The organism is Streptomyces sp. NPDC043908, from assembly GCF_056435525.1.
In genome coordinates this window covers 872,778-889,516 of the sequence record NZ_JBWKEI010000001.1, presented here as the reverse complement: position 1 = coordinate 889,516, position 16,739 = coordinate 872,778, and the positions used below count along the sequence as shown (strand labels likewise).

The window sequence follows — 16,739 nt, the reverse complement described above, 5'->3', positions numbered from 1 at the left end:
CGCGAGCGTTTGCGCGGTGCGTGCGCGCTTCACCTCCGCGGTGGCGGCCTCCTGCGACAGCAGCGTCTTCTCCCCCGCCCGGGCGGCGTGCTCGGCCTGAAGACGGCGCTGCTCCGCCAGACGCGCGGCCAAGGTCGCCTCCGACTGCGCCACCGTCGTCGAAGGCACTGGTAGCCGGGGGTAGCGTCATGCGGCCGACCCTATGGCGCCGACTTCCGGCGAGCCTGGGCAGGCCGGGGAACCCGAACGCCAGCACGACCGTTCTCCGGGGCATGACTGACAAGACATTAGGCCGACGCGGCCTCCTGCGGACGGCGGCGGCAGGGGCTGCCTTCCTCCCGGTGACAGGCGCCGTACCGGCGGTGGCCGCGGCCGCCGACAGCGTGCCGCAGCAGCAGAGCGCCGGGGCGGGAACGGTGTTCACCTGGCTGGGGAACAGCGGCTGGAGGATCGAGGGCAGCGGGAAGACCGTGCTGTTCGACCCCTACCTCACCCGGTTCCTGACCCATGGATTCGACGCGAAGACCCCGCTCACCGTGGCCACCGAGGTGGTGGACCGGCACATTGGCGAACCGGACCTGATCCTGGTCAGCCACAGCCACTGGGACCACGTCAACGACGTCCCCCACATCGCCAAAACCACCAAAGCCCCCGTCGTGGGGACGGCCACCACGTGCTATCTACTCCAGGCGATGGGTGTGGACCCCGGGCAGCTGATCATGGTCAAGGGCGGCGAAGTCCTCGACTTCGGCGGATGCACTGTCCAGGTCGTGGCGAGCCTGCACAGCCGCAACGCCAAGCACCGTTACTGGGCGCCCGGCACGCTGACCGCGCCGCCCGCGAAGGCACCGGAGACCATTGGTGAACTGCCCGAGGGCGACACCCTGGCCTTCCAGGTCCGCCTGGACGACGGCCCCTCGACCCTACTGACGGGAGCCAGCGACTTCATCGAGCACACCTTCGCCGGCCTCAGGCCCGACGTCGCGATGATCGCCACAGAGAGCACCGCCCGGGCCACCTATCGGTATGTGCCCCGAATCCTGAAGACGCTGGAACACCCGCGAACGATCATCCCCGTGCACTGGGACACCTTCGAGTCACCGTTGACGGACCCAGCCGTCCAGGACCCGTCCATGGACCTCGACGCCCTCACCGCCCAGGTCCGCGCACTCGCCCCGCGCAGCCGTTTGATCCGCCCCGAGCACCTGGTCTCCTTGCGATTGCACGCCTGACCCTGCAAAACCGAGGAACGAGTCCCCGGGCCATCGCCGACGATCGGGGCTGGGAGGTTGACCACCCACCGGTTGCCGCCGTTGCCGCGGCCGCCCGCCGAGCACAGTCCGTAGGCGTTCCCCGAGGGGGCGGTCACGGGGAAGTTGGAGAAGTTGCCCCAGTCCCGCCGTTGATCCGGTGGTTCGACGGGCGGCCGAGGTTGTCGGTCATCCGGTCGTCGACGTACACGTACAGGTCGGGCATGTAGGACTGGAAGACGATGCCGCTGGACGGCGTTGCGCCCCCGCGCTGATCCGCAGAACAGCGGCAATCTCCGCGTTCTTCTGCCCGCCCTCGAAACGCAACACGGCCTGGAGCCGTCACTGCTCCCGCACGGTCCTCTCGGAGTCGGGCAGCCCGCCGCCCTGCACATACATCACACCCAACGGCAATCGGCGCCCATTCCCGCAGCCGACTGCGGGCCTTTCGTGAGGGCGAGTACTGCACTCCACCAGCTGGAAAATCGAGTGCGTCCCGGCCCGGCTGATCCTTACGCTGCAGTGATGGACCGTGTGCAGGTTAGGCCGATGCAGGAGAACGACCTCCCCTCGGCAGAGCGGGCTTCAGCAGTGACGTTCTTCGAGGCAGAGCGAAGCACCAGACGAGTCAGCGATCCGGAGGCCGCTCCGCGGTCGGCCGCCGCCTCAAAGCAGTGGATCGAGCGGATGCGCTTCTACCTGGGCGTAGACCCAGCAGGGTGCTGGGTCGCAGTGGACGAGAAAGCAAACGGCAACAGCGTTGTCGGCTTCGCCCTCTCACAGAACCGCGGCCGTCTGTGGTATCTCGCCACGTACGGAGTGCTGCCCAGTCATCAGGGACAGGGCATCGGCAAGCGACTGCTGGACGCCGCCCTCGCCCATGCCGACGGGCGCCCAGGCATCTTCTCCTCCAGCGTCCACCCCGGCGCCACACGGCGATACCGGATGGCAGGTTTCTCACTCCACCCGCAGATGCGGATGGTCGGCACCGTGGACCGCTCCACGCTTCCTGTGGTCGACGGTCTCCGAGAGGGCCAGGCTGACGACATTGCGTGGATGGACCAGTTGGACCAGAACCTGCGTGTGGCGGGCCACGGCCCGGACCACAGCTACATGCTCGACACCTTGCGACTGATCGTATGCAGGGACAAGGCCAGGCCGGGATACGCCTATCTCGACAATAGGGGTCGAGCGTCACTGCTGGCCGCCGCACACCCGCAGACCGCACAGAAACTGTTGTGGGAGGCCCTGGCCTCGTCACGAGGAACAACCCTGGTCAACTGCATCACCGCCCCCAACGAGTGGGTAGTTGATGTCGGTTTGGCCGCACGTCTCGACATCGGCCAGGAAGGCTATATCGCCGTCCGTGGCATGCCAGTCCCCGTGCCCTACCTTCCCAGCGGCCACTTTCTCTGACCCCCGCCGACCCGTCTCCCAGTTCGACGCGCCGGTGGACGGCGTAGCCGGTGCCGACAGTGGCCGCGAGCAGCCCCAGCATCCAACCCCTGCGTCCCGGACAGCGCCTAGCAGAACGCGCCACAGGGGTGGTTCAGGTGGGGCAAGCCCCGCAACCCCATTCGGAGCTGCGCGTCGTTCTGCTGTGCTGTACCTAGGGGGTCGCATGCCTGGCCCTCCAGAAGCTCCTTCACCACCCCGACCACAGACCCGACCACGGTATGCGCACCCCTCCGGAACCCCACCCACCGCAGGCCTGCCCGCAGTTCCGTGATGAGGAAGGTCCGAGCAGCCGGATTCGCGACTGCGGCATGATGTCAGCATGGAAGATCAGGCTTTCGAATGGGTGACTCTCTTCAGCTACGAGAACGTTTCCGGTTGTCCCCGGCCGGGTCGGCTGACGGCGGTTTGACTGCGGGACCGGGGTATCGATTGGCACCCCTTCACCGACGATGAGATCCGGATCGACCTGATGTGTGGTGTCCGCTCGGACGGCCACTGGCACGGCACGATCGTTGTTCGTTTCCGCGCTGACGCTCTCCAGCGGCTCGGTCTGCATCCTGACCAGCCGACGTCAGCGCCGGCAGACCCGCTGCCGCCAAAGTGGTGGGGCCCGTGGGCTCGGTGAGCTTCAGTTACCCCGACTGAGGAACCGGGTCCTCAGGAGCCGGAACGAAGCCCTGCCGTACATGTCGTCGCGCCCAGGACTTGCAGCCTGTACCTAGGTTCGGATTTACCGTCGGAGGTGTCCCCGCCCTCGGGACGTGATGACGGGAGTGAGTGCGATGAGCGATCTGGCGTGGGTGCCGCAGTCCTGCACGCTGCCCACCGAGGAGCGGCCTCTGCAGTCGCAGAATGGGACGCGCTGTTCTCCGAGCAGCTGAGCTCGCTGTTACGGCCCGAGCCGCTCAGGCTGCGCCTGGAACTGGCCGGCGAGCCGGGCGTCGAGGAGCGGGTCCGTGATCTGGTGGAGCGCGAGAGCGGCTGCTGCTCGTTCTTCACCTTCACCATCACCCCGACCGGGGACTTGATCGCTCTGGACATCTCAGTGGACCCGGCGCACGAGGCCGTCCTGGACGCCCTCGCCACGCGGACCGCTGCCTCGCAGGGGTCGCGGTGAGCTCGGGCCTGCGCAGTGGGCAGGTCGCCAAGGCGGCCGGGGTGAACGTGCAGACGCTGCGCTACTACGAGCGGCCAGGCCTGCTGGCCGAGCCGGACCGGTGAGATCTCGCTGGCACCGCCTGGAACTGGACGCCCCCAGCGACCTGATGTCGATGGCCCTTCGCTACGGCGCCCGCCTCGAAATGCGCACCGCCACCCGTTGACCGAACGTGGCCCGGCAGACCCGCTGCCGGGCCGCCACAAGCCTCGCCACCCAGCTGCTTTGTCCCCGGGACCCAGCGGGGAGCCCGGGCTCCAATGAGCCGAGTCCAACTCGAAGTTGCAGGTCACCGGGCGCTTGCGTGTACATCCTCGCCCATCCCGGCTGGCCCTTATCAACTCGCCGCCGGTGCACCCACTACTGCGGACGAGGCCGCCGGGCTGCTGGTCCATCTGGCCGCGGTCCCCGATCCACGCCGGGCCAGGGGCCGACGACAACGCCCTGGACACGGCCGTCAGCGCCTGGCTCGCCGACAACGACCGAGACGACAACCCCGACCGCGACGCCGATCAGCTATGCCCTTCGCCTGCGGTGGACGCCAAGCGGCGAGGAGGGGGGCAGCCCCCGTTGCAATACGGGCGTCAGCTGGATGGGCGGGCGGTGCGCGGCCCGGCACGCTGAGGGCAGGACGGCACAGGCAACAGAAGGCAGGAGCAATCGGTGAAGGTACGTGCAGGGGCTGCAGGCCTGTTGGCGGGGATTTGCGCCGCGACGGTCTCAGGGATCTTCCCGGTGACCGCGGCGGAGCGGGCGTCGGTCTCGCCGCCCGCCGCCTTTCAGGAAGCCCTTGAGCAGACGGTCACGGACGGATTCCCAGGCGTCGTGGCGTATGTCAGGCGGGGAGAGCGCGCATCACGGACAGCGGCCGGGCTCGCGGATACGGCGAGCGGCGAACGAGCCCGGCCGGACCAGCGGTTCCGGATTGCCAGTAACACCAAGTCATTTGTGTCAACGGTGCTTCTGCAGCTGGAGGGCGAAGGGCGCCTCTCACTTGGCGACAGCGTGGAGAAATGGCTGCCCGGCATGGTCCAGGGCAACGGCAATGCCGGTGCGTCCATCACCATCCGGCAACTGCTCAACCACACCTCGGGCATCTACGACCCCACCACCGAGCCGGAGTTCTTCGCGCCCTACCTGGAACGACACGAATGGGATCACGTATACCGGCCACGGGAGGTGATCGCCCGCGCCGTCCGGCACAAGCCGCTGTTCATGCCGGGCACGAGCTGGTCATACTCCAACACCAACTACCTGCTCGCCGGTCTGGTGATCGAGGCAGCCACCCATCACAGCGCGCCTTTTGAGATCCATCGGCGGATTCTTGCACCGCTCGGCCTGAAGGACACGTCTTTCCCTCTGACCGACGCGTCCATTCGCGGCCCTCATCTGCACGGGTACGACCTTACGGGACGTGATGTGACGCGATTCAGCCCGTCGTACGACTGGACCGCCGGCGCCATGATCTCCACGGTCAGCAACCTGGCCCGCTTCCACCGGGCCCTTTTCACCGGCGAGCTGCTGCACCCCGCCCAGCAGCGCGAACTCCTGACCACGGTGCAGTTCCCCGACGCACCGGCGTACGGACTCGGTGTGCAGCGCATGGACGTAGCCTGCGGCTCGGAACCGGGCACCAAGCTGATCAGCGTCTGGGAGACGGACGGTGGCGGGCCCGGCTTCACCAGCGTGTCCCTCACCACCGCCGACGGTGAGCGGCAGCTCGTTCTTGCAGCCAACGTCTACGACCTCGGAGCGGACCTGAAAGGTCAACCCCCCGTCCCACGAAGCAAAGGACTCACGAAGGCGCGAAGCTCAGCTCTCTGCGACTGAGGTGACGTCATCCCGACGCACGTGACTCACGCGGTTTCTTCCTGATGATCCAGCTCAGCATCCTTCTCGGCGTCGTCAAGACCCGAGTCCTCGCCCAGCGACTGCTGGCCACCCGCACCGACACCGTCAGTGCGGAAGCGCCCGCGCCCAGCGCGGCGCCGGCTCTCGGCTAAGTCAGATCCGCACCAGTGAGCCAGATCCACACCAGCGCTCGACGACCCGGGGCCGGACACGAAAATCGTGTCCGGCCCCGGCCGTACGCGTCAGGCGTTGTCGCCCACGAGATCGGCTCGGACTTCACGGGCCGCGGCGACCAGGTTCTCCAAGGAGGCACGGGTCTCGGACCAGCCACGGGTCTTCAAGCCGCAGTCGGGGTTGACCCACAGCCGCCCGGCCGGGATGGCTTCCAGACCGGTACGCAGCAGACCGGCGGCCTCCTCAGCGCTCGGGACGCGCGGGGAGTGGATGTCCCACACGCCAGGGCCGGCCTCGCGGGGATAGCCGTGGGCGGCGAGTTCGCGGGCGACCTGCATGTGGGAGCGCGCGGCTTCCAGGCTGATGACGTCGGCGTCGAGGTCGTCAATGGCCTGCACGATGTCGCCGAACTCGGCGTAGCACATATGGGTGTGGATCTGGGTGTCCGGCCGGACCCCGCTGGTGGTCAGCCGGAAGGACTCGGTGGCCCAGGCCAGGTAGTCCGCCTGGTCGGCGGCGCGCAGCGGCAGGGTCTCGCGGAGAGCCGGTTCGTCGACCTGGATGACCGACGTACCCGCGGCCTCAAGGTCGTTGACCTCGTCCCGCAGCGCGAGCGCCACCTGCCGGGCGGTCTCGCCGAGCGACTGGTCGTCCCGTACGAAGGACCAGGCCAGCATCGTGACCGGCCCGGTGAGCATGCCCTTGACCGGCTTGGCCGTCAGGGACTGCGCGTACGAGGTCCAGCGGACGGTCATGGGCTCGGGGCGCGAGATGTCCCCTGCCAGCACCGGCGGGCGCACGTAGCGGGTGCCGTAGGACTGGACCCAGCCGTGTTGCGTCGCGAGGTAGCCGGTGAGCTGCTCGGCGAAGTACTGCACCATGTCGTTGCGTTCGGGCTCACCGTGCACCAGGACGTCTAGGCCGGTCTTCTCCTGGAAGGAGATCACTTCCTCGATCTCGTCCTTGATGCGCGCCTCGTAGCCGGCGATGTCGATCCGGCCGGCCCGAAGGGCGCCGCGGGCCGCGCGCAGCTCGTCGGTCTGCGGGAACGACCCGATGGTGGTCGTGGGGATCAGCGGCAGCCCCAGAAGGGCTTTCTGGGCAGCGGTCCGCTCCGCGTAGGGCTGGGAGCGCCGTCCATCGGCATCGGTGATCGCTGCGGTCCGGGCCCGGACCGCGGGGTCGTGGGTGAGGGCAGAGCTCGCCCGTGAGGCGAGATCGGCCCGGTTGGCCGCGAGTTGTGCCTCGATCGCGCCCGTGCCCTGGGCGAGTCCGCGTGCAAGGGTGGCGATCTCGGTGGTCTTCTGACGGGCGAAGGCCAGCCAGCGTCGGATCTGCGGGTCGATGTCGCGCTCGGCCGAAGCGTCCAAGGGAACGTGCAGGAGGGAGCAGGACGCCGCGACGTCCACCCGGCCGGCGAGGCCGAGGAGAGTACCGAGGGTGGTCAGAGACTTCTGGTAGTCGTTGATCCAGATGTTGCGGCCGTTGACCACGCCTGCCACCAGGCGCTTGCCGGGCAGTCCGCCGACGGCGGCGAGGTCGTCGAGGTTGGCCGCGCCGGTGTCGGTGAAGTCGAGTCCGAGGCCCTCGACGGGCGCGGCGGCGAGGATCTGGAGGGCCTCGCCGAGGCGGCCGAAGTAGGAGGCGATGAGCAGTTTGGGCCGGTCGGTGAGGGCGCCGAGGTCGCGGTAGGCGCGGGACGCGGCGTTCAGCTCGGCCGGGGTGCGGTCCTGCACCAGGGCGGGCTCGTCCAGCTGCACCCACTCCGCTCCGGCGGCCCGCAGTTCCGCGAACACTTCGGCGTACACCGGGAGCAGCCGGTCCAGCAGCGTCAGCGGTTCGAAGTCCACGTCCACGCCCGGAGCGGGCTTGGCCAGCAGTAGGTAGGTGATCGGACCGAGCAGGACGGGGCGGGCTGTGTGTCCGAGCGCGACCGCTTCCCCGAGTTCGGCGACCTGCTGGGCGGGGTTCGCGGCAAACACGGTGTCGGGGCCGAGTTCGGGCACCAGGTAGTGGTAGTTGGTGTCGAACCACTTGGTCATCTCCAGCGGCGCCACGTCCTGGGTACCACGCGCCATGGCGAAGTAGCCGTCGAGCGCGTCCGCGTCGACCGCCTCCCGGTGACGGGCGGGGACAGCGCCCACCATGACGCTGGTGTCCAGGACGTGGTCGTAGTACGAGAAGTCGCCGGTCGGTACTTCGTGGATGCCGGCCTCGGCGAGTTGCTGCCAGTTCGCACGGCGCAGTTCGGCGGCGGCGGCCCGGAGGGCGTCGGCGGTGACGCGGCCCTTCCAGTAGCCCTCGACGGCCTTCTTCAGTTCGCGGTTCCGCCCCTGACGGGGATAGCCGTACACGGTAGCTCGTACTGCCGCGGCTGCGGGCTTCGCTGTCACGGATCTCTCCTTCGCGAGATGTCTCCAGAAACATCCCGGCGACGGGACGCGGACGCGAAGGGAACGACAGAACGGGCGGGCCACGCCACGGGACCAGTGCCCGCACCTGCCGCTCGCTGTGTACGCCGACCCGCCCACGAGGTCACCGGGATATCCGCACACGGAACCGTCCGGGTGCGGGCAACGGGCAGGTCTTCGGACTCGCGGGCACGCCGGCCGGGTGGTGGACCCGGCGGCACCTACTGGCCGTCGCTTCCCAGGACCGTTGTCCGGTCCCAGTGCGTATGACGGCGGTCGTTCCCGCTCACCGCTGCGGGGCAGTCCCGGATTCCCACCGGGTTCCCTCTTACGACGCATCCCGCCTGGCGGACGGGGCGAACCAGCTGCACCGGCCAGACTAGGCCGAGCACCCGCTGCCCGACGACCCCCGTCCATCATTCGGACGTCCACACGAGACGTGGCCCTCGGACCGCAGCGGGTTGCCGAGCGGCTACGGCAGGCTCGACCGGTAGGCCATGCCCGGCTGATCCCCTTCCCACCGCACCCGCGTCCGGCGCCGGGCTCTTGCCCTGTGCTCGCGCACATCTCCACGCTGCGACTGCACATGTTTTCGACATATTCGAAAAGGCGATAATGCTCCCAATGTTGTACGTGTGCCCCAGACCGCCCTGGGCACGCCCAGGGCCTTGGCGGCGTCCCGCAGGATGCGTTGTCAGTGTGGGTGGCCAGTCGGATCGCCCCGCTCCCGGTATCCTGACCAGCAGTCAATTGGCTGCGGATTAATGACTGTTCGTGACTAGGTTCAGGCTGTCGCTTCCTGCCCAGACGCGTCACGCACCCCGTTCGGCGGTTCCCGTAACTGCTGGGCCGAGCCCGGTGGGTAGGTGGGACACGGCCGACGCGACCGCCTCCTCCGCCGTGGCAGCCTCGCCGATCACGACGGAGTGGGGATGCTTCATCACGCGGTACGGGCTGTCGTTGTGCGACGGCGCGATGGCCACCTCCACGTGGAACGGGAACCCGATGCAGGAACTGAAGCCGAGCGTCCAGTGACTGGAGAACACGTAGAGCTGTCGTAGCCTCGGCTCGGAATGTGCCGCTTCCACAAGTTCTCCGAACGCCGGGAAACTCGGCGCCTCGGCAGCCTGTTCCCGCATCGTGCGCCACTGCAGCTCCACAACCGCGGCCGGTCCGCGTTCGTGCGCCTCGGCGCGCTCACTGACGTGCAGAAACGGCAGCCCGACCCGCAGCTCCCGCAGGCTCCTTACCTGATCCCATGCCGCACCAGCCCTGACGACATCATCCAGGTTGGGCGTGGCTCCAGTAATGAGCTCGACACCCTGGCTCCAGCCGGAAACGCTGAACCAGCGGCCATCTGCCCCGAGGTAGACGGACAGTGGCCTGCGCTCCGCGACCGACGAGGCGATGCCCGCCGAAACGGGGGACCCCCCGTCTTGGGGAACCACAGTGAGATCGACGCCGAGTTCAGCGGCCAGTTGCTCCAGCGCGGCAGCCAGGCTGCCGGCAGCAGCCAGGTCGGGATAGAGAGCAGAGTTCACCTCCACAGTCTGCCGCCCCCACGCCGCGCGTCGCGACCTACCTACATCAACGCCGCACGCGCCCACCTCGACCCCAGTAACCGCGACAACGCACTCACCCACCCCAGCACCGCCAGGACCATCGCCCCCCAGCTCGCCCGCATCCATCCCAGGGGCCACGAACTCTTCTGGGTCCTCTCCTCACTCCACCAACCCAGCAACACCTGTCTAAGGCACCTGTCCAAACTCTCCGGAACCCCCCTGTGACCAGCCCGGAATCCCGCCCAGGCAGCTTCGGATGATTCGAAGCGCTTGAACTTGAGTTAGAACGGCGGGTCTTCGCTGTAGCCGCCTTCCGAAGAAACGCGCGCGGCTCTGAGCAGGGCGTAGTGCCCGCGGGCTGCAATGTCGGACGCGTTCTCCAGGTAGCGACGCCCAGTTTGTACTGTCCAGCAGTGTCTGAAAGGGAGGGAGCTCGGTGGGGTGAGGCTGCTCGGCCTGGCTGCGGCTGTGGGTCACAGGCCGAGGCTATGGCGTCGACGAGCCAGAGTTGTACCCGAGGCACGTGTAAAGCAGGACGCGCTTGCGGAGGAGTTCGAAGCCTGCCCTGCCGAACACCTGGCGCTTCAGCAACTTGGTCCAGTCGACACCGGATTCGACTACTACCCCCGAGTTCCACGGCTGCGAGAGTCCGGCAGTAACGGCGTCCAGGTCACGCTCCACGTGCCGGGCGAATCGCTGGAGGCTGGGCAGGTCGGAGGTGGTCTCGCTCCTTCGCCCACACGCTGACCCAGCTGCAAGGCCACCAACTGCCGGCATGGATCGGGGGCGGCCGGAGGCCGACCGGCTGGGGCTTGCGCGTAGGTTCCAGCTGACGCAGGCGCGAACATTGCCGCAGCCGTCCGAGGGTAACCCTGCTGCTTGATCTCCCCCCCCAGTTCCAGCCGTTTGTGCAGCCTTCCCGCCATCGACCCGATCGGCAGCTCATCCAGCTGCGGCCTCACCGCGTTAGCAACGCAGCACTGTCGACCTACCCCCACCCCTCTGGGGCTTTTTCCGGGCGACCTCGGCTGACATCGGACGACGATCGGCAGCCACGCTGCGTACGCGACCACAAGAAATGGACCGGAGCCACGCCAGGACAACACGGCCGCAGGACCCGGTGCGTTCGCAGCCGACGTTGCTGAGATGTGGAGTGCCCCGAACCCGCCCTCGCCGCCCGGATCTGCACGTGGTGATGTGCTGTGCGCTGTGCACCATTACCTGTACGCCGTGTTGAGCTGCACTGTTGATGGGGAGTCGAACCCCCGCGTTGCTCTTCACGCACCACAGGTGGGCCGGAAAACCGCCGGCCCTCGGTGTGTGCACGCCTCCGGAGCTGCTACCTGCTCCACATCGTCCTGGTCTGCCGGACTGGTCAGTCCAGCAGGTCGACCTCCCAGTTCGTGCGCTGGATACGCACGTCGACCTCGCGGATGTCCCTGGCGAGCGCATCGGCCTGGGCGCGCAGTTCCGCGACCGGAAGCGCGGGGAGCACCATCAGTTCGGACCGCAGCTGCCTGCCGTATCCGCGATCACCCGTCCCCGCGGCCGCGTCTGCCGCGGCAGTGACCACCGAGTGCCGCAACCGCAGGACGTCCCGCCGCGCGAGTGCATCGGTGAGGGTGCCGTCCTGGCCCATGTCCACGGTGGCATTGGTCCGGTTGATCCGCCGGATGAGCCCCTCGAGGGTCACCAGCACCTCATCGGCCTCGGCCAGAAGCTGGGTCGCGTCCTCGGCGGGCGTCTCGCCCTCCTGGTACCGCGCGTTGCTGACGACACGCGCACGCAACTGCTCTACGCGACGCGTCGCCGCCGCACGTTCTGCCAGCGCCTCGGCAAGCTTCACTGCCGTCACTCCCCCGTCTCCATTCAGTTCGCATGAGTATACGAGCGCACCCTGGCGCAGGTGCATCTGGATTTCGCGCGGCACGTCATCCGGTGGCACTCACGAGCCCGGCGGGTTTCCGACACCTGCGAGCGAGAGGCCACGGATACCGCCGTCCTGCGGACCGACCAGCACGTCGTCGGTCACGGCTTTCGTCGTTGGAGGCGGAAGTCGGGGCAGACGTCCGGGTCGAAGTCCTCGTAGAGCACTGTCCGGGAGGTGTCGATGCCGACGGTGAGTTTGTCGAGGGTGTCACCCTTGAGGAACAGGGTGGGCTTGGTGAAGTGCAGACGCAGCAGCGCGCGGTCATCGGTTCCTGTGGCCCGCTCGACCTCCCAGGTGCCGGAGCCGTTGAAGGTGTCGCCCAGCGTGGCACGGTGGTAGTCACCGGTGGGCCACTTCTCCGCGCGCATGGCACCGTCCGGGGACAGCGTGAGACGGACGCCGTCCGCCTCGTGCGCACCCTCGTAACTGCCGATGAGCTCGCCGGGGGTGGCGGAGTCGGCGGCGGCCGGGACGCAGCGCTCGAGGGCGTCGGAACCGCACGCGGTGAGTGGAGCGGCGAGGAGCACGAGGGCGGCGACGGCGCCCAGGGCGCGCCGGGAGTGTGGGGGCACGGGGTTACTTTCCTGCTGCGGGGATGCGTTCGGTCCAGGTCATGTGCTGTCCGACGGTGGAGAAGACACCGTCGTCGCGGTTCACCTTCTTCAGCCAGTCGTAGTAGCCGACGAAGTGGAGGAAGGATTCGTTGCTCGTCTTGTTCTTGAGGGTGTACTCGACGACGAGGGAGCCGTCGGGGTCCTGGCCCTTGACCGCGTAGTCGAGGGAGTACGAGCCGACGAACGCCTCACCCAGGTGGTCCTCGTCGCCGGTGGCGATCGCCGGCAGATCGGTGAGGACGAGCTTTTCCAGGGCGCCTATCTTCCCGCCCTTGGAGATGGAGTAGCTGACGGTTCCCTCGTCGTTTCCGTCCTTGCGCCAGTTGGCGAGGGTGTCCGCGCGCAGCTGCTCCATGCTGACGCTGGATTTGATCAGCTCGGTCATCCGGTCGCCGTCGTGGTACTCGCGCTCGCGCGCCCCGCTGCCGGTGACCCAGTCGAAGCCGAGGGAGTACGGGTCGTCGCCCTGTGTGCTCGGGTACGGGTTCTTGCCCTGCATCGCCAGGCCCAGGGCGTTGTAGTCGGCCTGGCTGATGGTGTTGGTCGTGTCGATGTTCTTGTGCTGCGGCGCGGTGTTGAACCAGTCACCGAGCCCGATGTCGGACATGAGGGAGAATGCCAGGTTCCGGTCGGCGACGGCCCCCCGCTTCACCAGGTCGACGATCTCCCGCTGGGCGTCCTCGATGGCCTTGGCGTCCGCCGACCCCTTCTCGACCACTGTGCAGACGCCGTTGACCACGTCGGTGGAGACTGTGCCGCTGGGATCGATGTACAGGCCCTTGTCCTGGGCGCGCCGAACGGCGTCCTTCAAGTCCTTCTGTACGGCCTTGAGCTCGCCCAGAGCGTCGTCGAGAACGCCGACGGCCGCCTCCGCGACCTTGACCGCCGCCTCGATCTGCCGCTCGATGTCATCGATCATCCGCCAGGCGTACGGAGCGGCCGCGCCCTCCCAGTAACCCTTGTCGCGCAGCGGTGTGAGCACCTCGTCGTGGACACGCTTGGGCAGCCCTGTCAGGTCCTTGTGCGTGGTGCGCCACTGGTCGGCGAGCTTCTGCAGGGGGCCGAGGTCGGTGTCCAGGATCTCCCGGTAGAACGACGGCACTACAGCCCCTCCAGCTTCGAGCGGCGCGGCGCGATGCCACGGAGTGACTCGTCCACGGCGTGATCCGTCGTGTGGTATTCCCGGGCGCCCACCCGCAGGCTCTCCGCGATCCGCGCCAGCCAGCCCGCCACGGTGCCGGCCTGTTTCTCCCACTGCGTGCCGGCCGTACGGATGGCCTTGGCCGACTCCCAGCCGTCCATCGCCGCCGACGCCTTCTGCGCGGGGTCCTCCAGCGCCGCGGCGGGCTTGGTGAAGGCCGTGTGGATCTCGTCCGCCCGGCCCGCCGCCGCGGTGAGGACGCCGGGCGCGATACGGAGCATGTCCTGCGGCGGCCCGGACGGCGACAGGGGCGGGTACGGCCCGAGCCGGAAGTCGGGAGTAGTGGCGAGCGGAGGGCCCTGGAGAGAGGGGCCCTGGAGCGGCGGCTTCAGCAGGGGCGAGCCACCGAGCGGCGGAGCCGGGCGCAGCGGGATCGGTGTGAGTGGGTCCACGTAGCTGTCGGCGGGCGGCGCCTTGACGGTGCCGGCGGCCCACTCCGAGTGGTGCCGCTTCAGCTCGTCCGGCGACAGCGGCAACTGGGACGGTTCGGGCAGCTTGTCGTCGCTCATGCAAAATCCCCCGTGTGGTACGCCTGCGCCCAGCAGCCTACCCGCTGGCCAGGGCGGAGATCGCGGCCAGCCCTGCCGGTGGTCCCGCGCCGACGGGACGGCCGGTCTCTGCCGCAACTGTGAATCACGGGCGGCCTGGGCCAGTCGTCGGCGTACCTGTCGGTCGCACGGTCGCGAATTGTCCAAAGGGGTGCCGACGGTGCCACCAGGGATGCGATCGTGGAGGTGCCTCGCACGGGATGCCCCAAGGAGGGTCCGCGATGACACGCCCGCTCCGCTGGACCGTGACGGCCGTCGCGACGATCGCGATGTTCCTGTTGGCCCTGTGGCTCGGCCACACCGTTTCGTTCGGCTGGCTGCCGCACGCCGACTCCGACCGCTGGGCCCTCGCGGCGGCCTTCGCCGCGGTCTGCGCAGGCGCCGTTGGCGCGCCGATGGGATGGAGGGCCGGGCAGCCGCAACCCGCTCGTTCGGGTCCTGGCCCGGCCGGAAGCGCGGGCTTTCTGGGTGACGCGGCTCCCGAGGCGGCCGACCGCCCAAGTTCGACAAGACCGACTACAAAGAGCGCCACGCGGTGGAGTGCGGGATCAACCGGCTGAAGCGCCACCGAGCCGTGGCCACGAGATATGACAAACTTGCCGTCCGCTATGAGGCAACAGTGCTGGTCGCAGCCATCAACGAGTGGCTATGACCAACAGCCTTCCCGCCTCCTCTCAAAGCTTGCCCAGCTGATCCTTCCGGACTCTCGTCGTGTCGGATGCCGGCCACCGATCACACGGGCTTGACCACTCGGAAGCGTTCGGCGACGACGAGAGTGTCATCGGTAATGTCGGGGGTGCGACCCAGGAACTCGCTCACGCCATCGCTCTGGAAGAACTCTTCGTGGGCTGCTCGCCACTGTGCAACGTCGGAGTAGCCGCGCCCCTCGGCTCGCGCGAAGTCATCGTCGATTTCCTTCATGGGAACGACCCGCACGTCGACGAGTTCGATCGTGACGGCCGGACGACCCTCGGAATCGAGCACTGAGAACCGCTGGCCGCTCTGCGGCACTGCCTCTCCGGCGTGCTCATAGATCTCCAGGAGGCCTGTGAGCGCGGTCTTCTGACCGCTCAGGATCGCCGCCACGCCACGGTCACGTTCTGGTCCGGGAAAAGCGAGTTCAAGAGTCGGAAGATCGTCATGTCCCATCGGGAGATGGTACGAACCCGGGTCGCGTTGATCAATGGCCGCTTGTCCCGACACCCACAGCAAGCACTTTCGCAACACGCCCTAGTTGTCGTCGAACGGGTTGTCCATCACCTCCGAGGACTGGCAGAAGGCGATGTCACCGGTGCTCGCCTTGATCTTGCAGACCTCGATGTAGGCGTTGTTGATGTAGCCGCCCGGTTCGGCGTACGTGGTCCACGTCGCCGTGTCCTGGCCCGACGGGATGGTCCGCATCCGCCACACGATGTGGCCGTTCTGGCCGTTGGTGATCAGACGGGCGCCGATGGCGTACCCGTCGACCCTGTCGTCCTCGATGCTGATCGTGACCGGGTCCAGGCGGTAAGGCTGGAGCCGCCACCCGATGCTCACGCTGCCCGCGAAGGTGTGGTCCGACCCGCTCACGGAGGCCGAGGTGGTCGGCGGGGCCGCGGCGGCGGGCGTGGCAGCGGCCGGGACGATCACGGCGGCCAGGGCCACGGCGGCAGAGGCGGCAAAAGTGTGCTTGAAACGCAAGGGTCCCCCAGAGAACAGCCTCAGTCGAACTGAGGCGCGAGATGATCACTTTACTGACAGCTGGCTGAATCCCGGCACCCTCAACTGGTCCGCTCCCGGGGCGGTTTCACTTGGACCGGGTGGCCTGGCCTGGCCTGGCCAAATCTGTCAGGCTTTCCGGCAGCCGCCGCCCTGAGCCGCCCCGGAAGGTGGCACAGGAAATCACACCACAGCCATTGCGTCGAGATGAATCTCGGTGATCAGACCGCCACGGGAGCGTCAGAGGCCCTCGTCGGCCGGTCCGCTGGCCGGGGCCCCTTTTGACGGGCCCCGGTGGCGTGCTGGAGGGCTTGGACGAGCGTGAAGTCGGTCGCGAAGACCAGTCGAGAGCGCCCTTGGCGTCGACCTGGGCGGTTGTGAGCGCCCTCCCACGACCTGAAATGTTCCGGCAGGTCCATCCCCGGTGTCCCGGTGCGGTACTTGGACGCGATCGCGTGGATCATCCAACTGGTGATTCCGCCACCCCCACCCTGCTTCGTCGTCCGGTCCGGCAGCAACGGCTCGACCCGGGCCCACTGCGCGTCAGCCAACGGCACACCCGGACCAATGCCCTGATGATCCAGACGAAAGTCCCTAACCCGTCGACCTTGTGCGGGCGGAGTACGTCACCCGCGCAAGGTGCTTGCGGCCGCAGGTATGGGCCACCGCCGAACGGGCGTCGCGGTTGTGGTGCCGGGCCTGAAGGGGGCCCTCTGTCCGGGACGGAACAGCACCAAGTGAAGTCGTACGGAGCAGTAGATCCTGGATGGCGTCCAGCACCGTGCCCCCCTCGGCACGGCGCAATCGAACTGGCCCAGCGCCTCCAACTGCAACCGGGTAAGCGGACGCGCAGATCATCGGTTGCACCTCCCGGGCTGCCGCTCAG

At 68.1% G+C, this 16,739-nt stretch carries 15 protein-coding genes, 3 pseudogenes and 1 riboswitch; of the genes and pseudogenes, 8 read left to right on the top strand and 10 right to left on the bottom strand.

The window, feature by feature from the left end; translation table 11 throughout:
• Positions 1 to 341 precede the first annotated feature (341 nt).
• The 7 genes and pseudogenes from AC069K_RS04185 to AC069K_RS04155 all read left to right on the top strand — a co-directional run bounded on the left by AC069K_RS04185 (position 342) and on the right by AC069K_RS04155 (position 5,867).
• Positions 342 to 1,232: an MBL fold metallo-hydrolase gene (locus tag AC069K_RS04185; protein WP_478611942.1), complete on the top strand. Its 891-nt coding sequence runs from the start codon at positions 342 to 344 to the stop codon at positions 1,230 to 1,232.
• A gap of 543 nt (positions 1,233 to 1,775) precedes the next feature.
• Positions 1,776 to 2,666 (top strand): GNAT family N-acetyltransferase, encoded by an 891-nt coding sequence (locus tag AC069K_RS04180; RefSeq protein ID WP_478611940.1) that lies wholly within the window; start codon positions 1,776 to 1,778, stop codon positions 2,664 to 2,666.
• Between the two features lie 838 nt (positions 2,667 to 3,504).
• Positions 3,505 to 3,825, top strand: coding sequence for a hypothetical protein (locus AC069K_RS04175; protein WP_478611938.1), 321 nt, complete (start codon positions 3,505 to 3,507; stop codon positions 3,823 to 3,825).
• On the top strand, positions 3,822 to 3,929 hold the full coding sequence (locus AC069K_RS04170; protein ID WP_478611936.1) for a MerR family DNA-binding transcriptional regulator: 108 nt from the start codon (positions 3,822 to 3,824) through the stop codon (positions 3,927 to 3,929). The genes AC069K_RS04175 and AC069K_RS04170 overlap by 4 nt, the downstream gene beginning before the upstream one ends.
• Positions 3,929 to 4,030, top strand: a pseudogene (locus tag AC069K_RS04165) (cupin); the annotation flags it as partial. The gene AC069K_RS04170 and the pseudogene AC069K_RS04165, both read left to right, overlap by 1 nt.
• Before the next feature lie 497 nt (positions 4,031 to 4,527).
• The gene (locus AC069K_RS04160) at positions 4,528 to 5,694 is read left to right on the top strand and encodes a serine hydrolase domain-containing protein (RefSeq protein ID WP_478611934.1); all 1,167 of its coding nucleotides are present in this window, start codon (positions 4,528 to 4,530) and stop codon (positions 5,692 to 5,694) included.
• Between the two features lie 44 nt (positions 5,695 to 5,738).
• Positions 5,739 to 5,867: a hypothetical protein gene (locus tag AC069K_RS04155; protein ID WP_478611932.1), complete on the top strand. Its 129-nt coding sequence runs from the start codon at positions 5,739 to 5,741 to the stop codon at positions 5,865 to 5,867.
• A 90-nt stretch (positions 5,868 to 5,957) separates the two neighbouring features.
• On the opposite strand, the gene metE is transcribed toward AC069K_RS04155, so the two are convergent.
• The 7 genes and pseudogenes from metE to AC069K_RS04120 all read right to left on the bottom strand — a co-directional run bounded on the left by metE (position 5,958) and on the right by AC069K_RS04120 (position 14,116).
• Positions 5,958 to 8,282, bottom strand: coding sequence for a 5-methyltetrahydropteroyltriglutamate--homocysteine S-methyltransferase (gene metE, locus AC069K_RS04150; RefSeq protein ID WP_478611930.1), 2,325 nt, complete (start codon positions 8,280 to 8,282; stop codon positions 5,958 to 5,960).
• A gap of 169 nt (positions 8,283 to 8,451) precedes the next feature.
• Positions 8,452 to 8,681: riboswitch (cobalamin riboswitch) on the bottom strand.
• A gap of 431 nt (positions 8,682 to 9,112) precedes the next feature.
• Positions 9,113 to 9,841, bottom strand: a complete 729-nt coding sequence (locus AC069K_RS04145; RefSeq protein WP_478611928.1) for a DUF6193 family natural product biosynthesis protein — start codon at positions 9,839 to 9,841, stop codon at positions 9,113 to 9,115.
• A 507-nt stretch (positions 9,842 to 10,348) separates the two neighbouring features.
• A pseudogene (locus tag AC069K_RS04140) lies at positions 10,349 to 10,576 on the bottom strand (hypothetical protein); the annotation flags it as partial.
• Between the two features lie 661 nt (positions 10,577 to 11,237).
• Positions 11,238 to 11,708, bottom strand: a complete 471-nt coding sequence (locus tag AC069K_RS04135; protein WP_358835347.1) for a DIP1984 family protein — start codon at positions 11,706 to 11,708, stop codon at positions 11,238 to 11,240.
• A 182-nt stretch (positions 11,709 to 11,890) separates the two neighbouring features.
• On the bottom strand, positions 11,891 to 12,364 hold the full coding sequence (locus AC069K_RS04130; protein WP_478611926.1) for a hypothetical protein: 474 nt from the start codon (positions 12,362 to 12,364) through the stop codon (positions 11,891 to 11,893).
• Positions 12,365 to 12,368: 4 nt separating this feature from the next.
• The gene (locus tag AC069K_RS04125) at positions 12,369 to 13,508 is read right to left on the bottom strand and encodes a hypothetical protein (protein WP_358835336.1); all 1,140 of its coding nucleotides are present in this window, start codon (positions 13,506 to 13,508) and stop codon (positions 12,369 to 12,371) included.
• A complete protein-coding gene (locus tag AC069K_RS04120; protein ID WP_365104900.1) occupies positions 13,508 to 14,116 on the bottom strand; it encodes a WXG100 family type VII secretion target in 609 nt (202 codons plus the stop codon). Before AC069K_RS04120 ends, AC069K_RS04125 begins: the two co-directional genes overlap by 1 nt.
• Before the next feature lie 511 nt (positions 14,117 to 14,627).
• Here AC069K_RS04120 and AC069K_RS04115 point away from each other — a divergent pair.
• Positions 14,628 to 14,807, top strand: a pseudogene (locus tag AC069K_RS04115) (IS5 family transposase); the annotation flags it as partial.
• An 80-nt stretch (positions 14,808 to 14,887) separates the two neighbouring features.
• On the opposite strand, the gene AC069K_RS04110 reads toward AC069K_RS04115, so the two are convergent.
• From AC069K_RS04110 to AC069K_RS04100, 3 genes are all read right to left on the bottom strand, one after another.
• Positions 14,888 to 15,304: an ASCH domain-containing protein gene (locus AC069K_RS04110; RefSeq protein WP_307530672.1), complete on the bottom strand. Its 417-nt coding sequence runs from the start codon at positions 15,302 to 15,304 to the stop codon at positions 14,888 to 14,890.
• Between the two features lie 81 nt (positions 15,305 to 15,385).
• A complete protein-coding gene (locus AC069K_RS04105) occupies positions 15,386 to 15,835 on the bottom strand; it encodes a hypothetical protein (RefSeq protein WP_478611922.1) in 450 nt (149 codons plus the stop codon).
• Between the two features lie 239 nt (positions 15,836 to 16,074).
• A complete protein-coding gene (locus tag AC069K_RS04100; RefSeq protein WP_478611920.1) occupies positions 16,075 to 16,410 on the bottom strand; it encodes a transposase in 336 nt (111 codons plus the stop codon).
• Between the last annotated feature and the right edge of the window lie 329 nt (positions 16,411 to 16,739).

Coding starts and splice junctions, on each gene's coding strand:
- AC069K_RS04110 (WP_307530672.1), bottom strand. CDS start 15,304: ATGGGACATGACGATCTTCCGACTCTTGAACTCGCTTTTCCCGGACCA.
- AC069K_RS04120 (WP_365104900.1), bottom strand. CDS start 14,116: ATGAGCGACGACAAGCTGCCCGAACCGTCCCAGTTGCCGCTGTCGCCG.
- AC069K_RS04155 (WP_478611932.1), top strand. CDS start 5,739: ATGATCCAGCTCAGCATCCTTCTCGGCGTCGTCAAGACCCGAGTCCTC.
- AC069K_RS04180 (WP_478611940.1), top strand. CDS start 1,776: ATGGACCGTGTGCAGGTTAGGCCGATGCAGGAGAACGACCTCCCCTCG.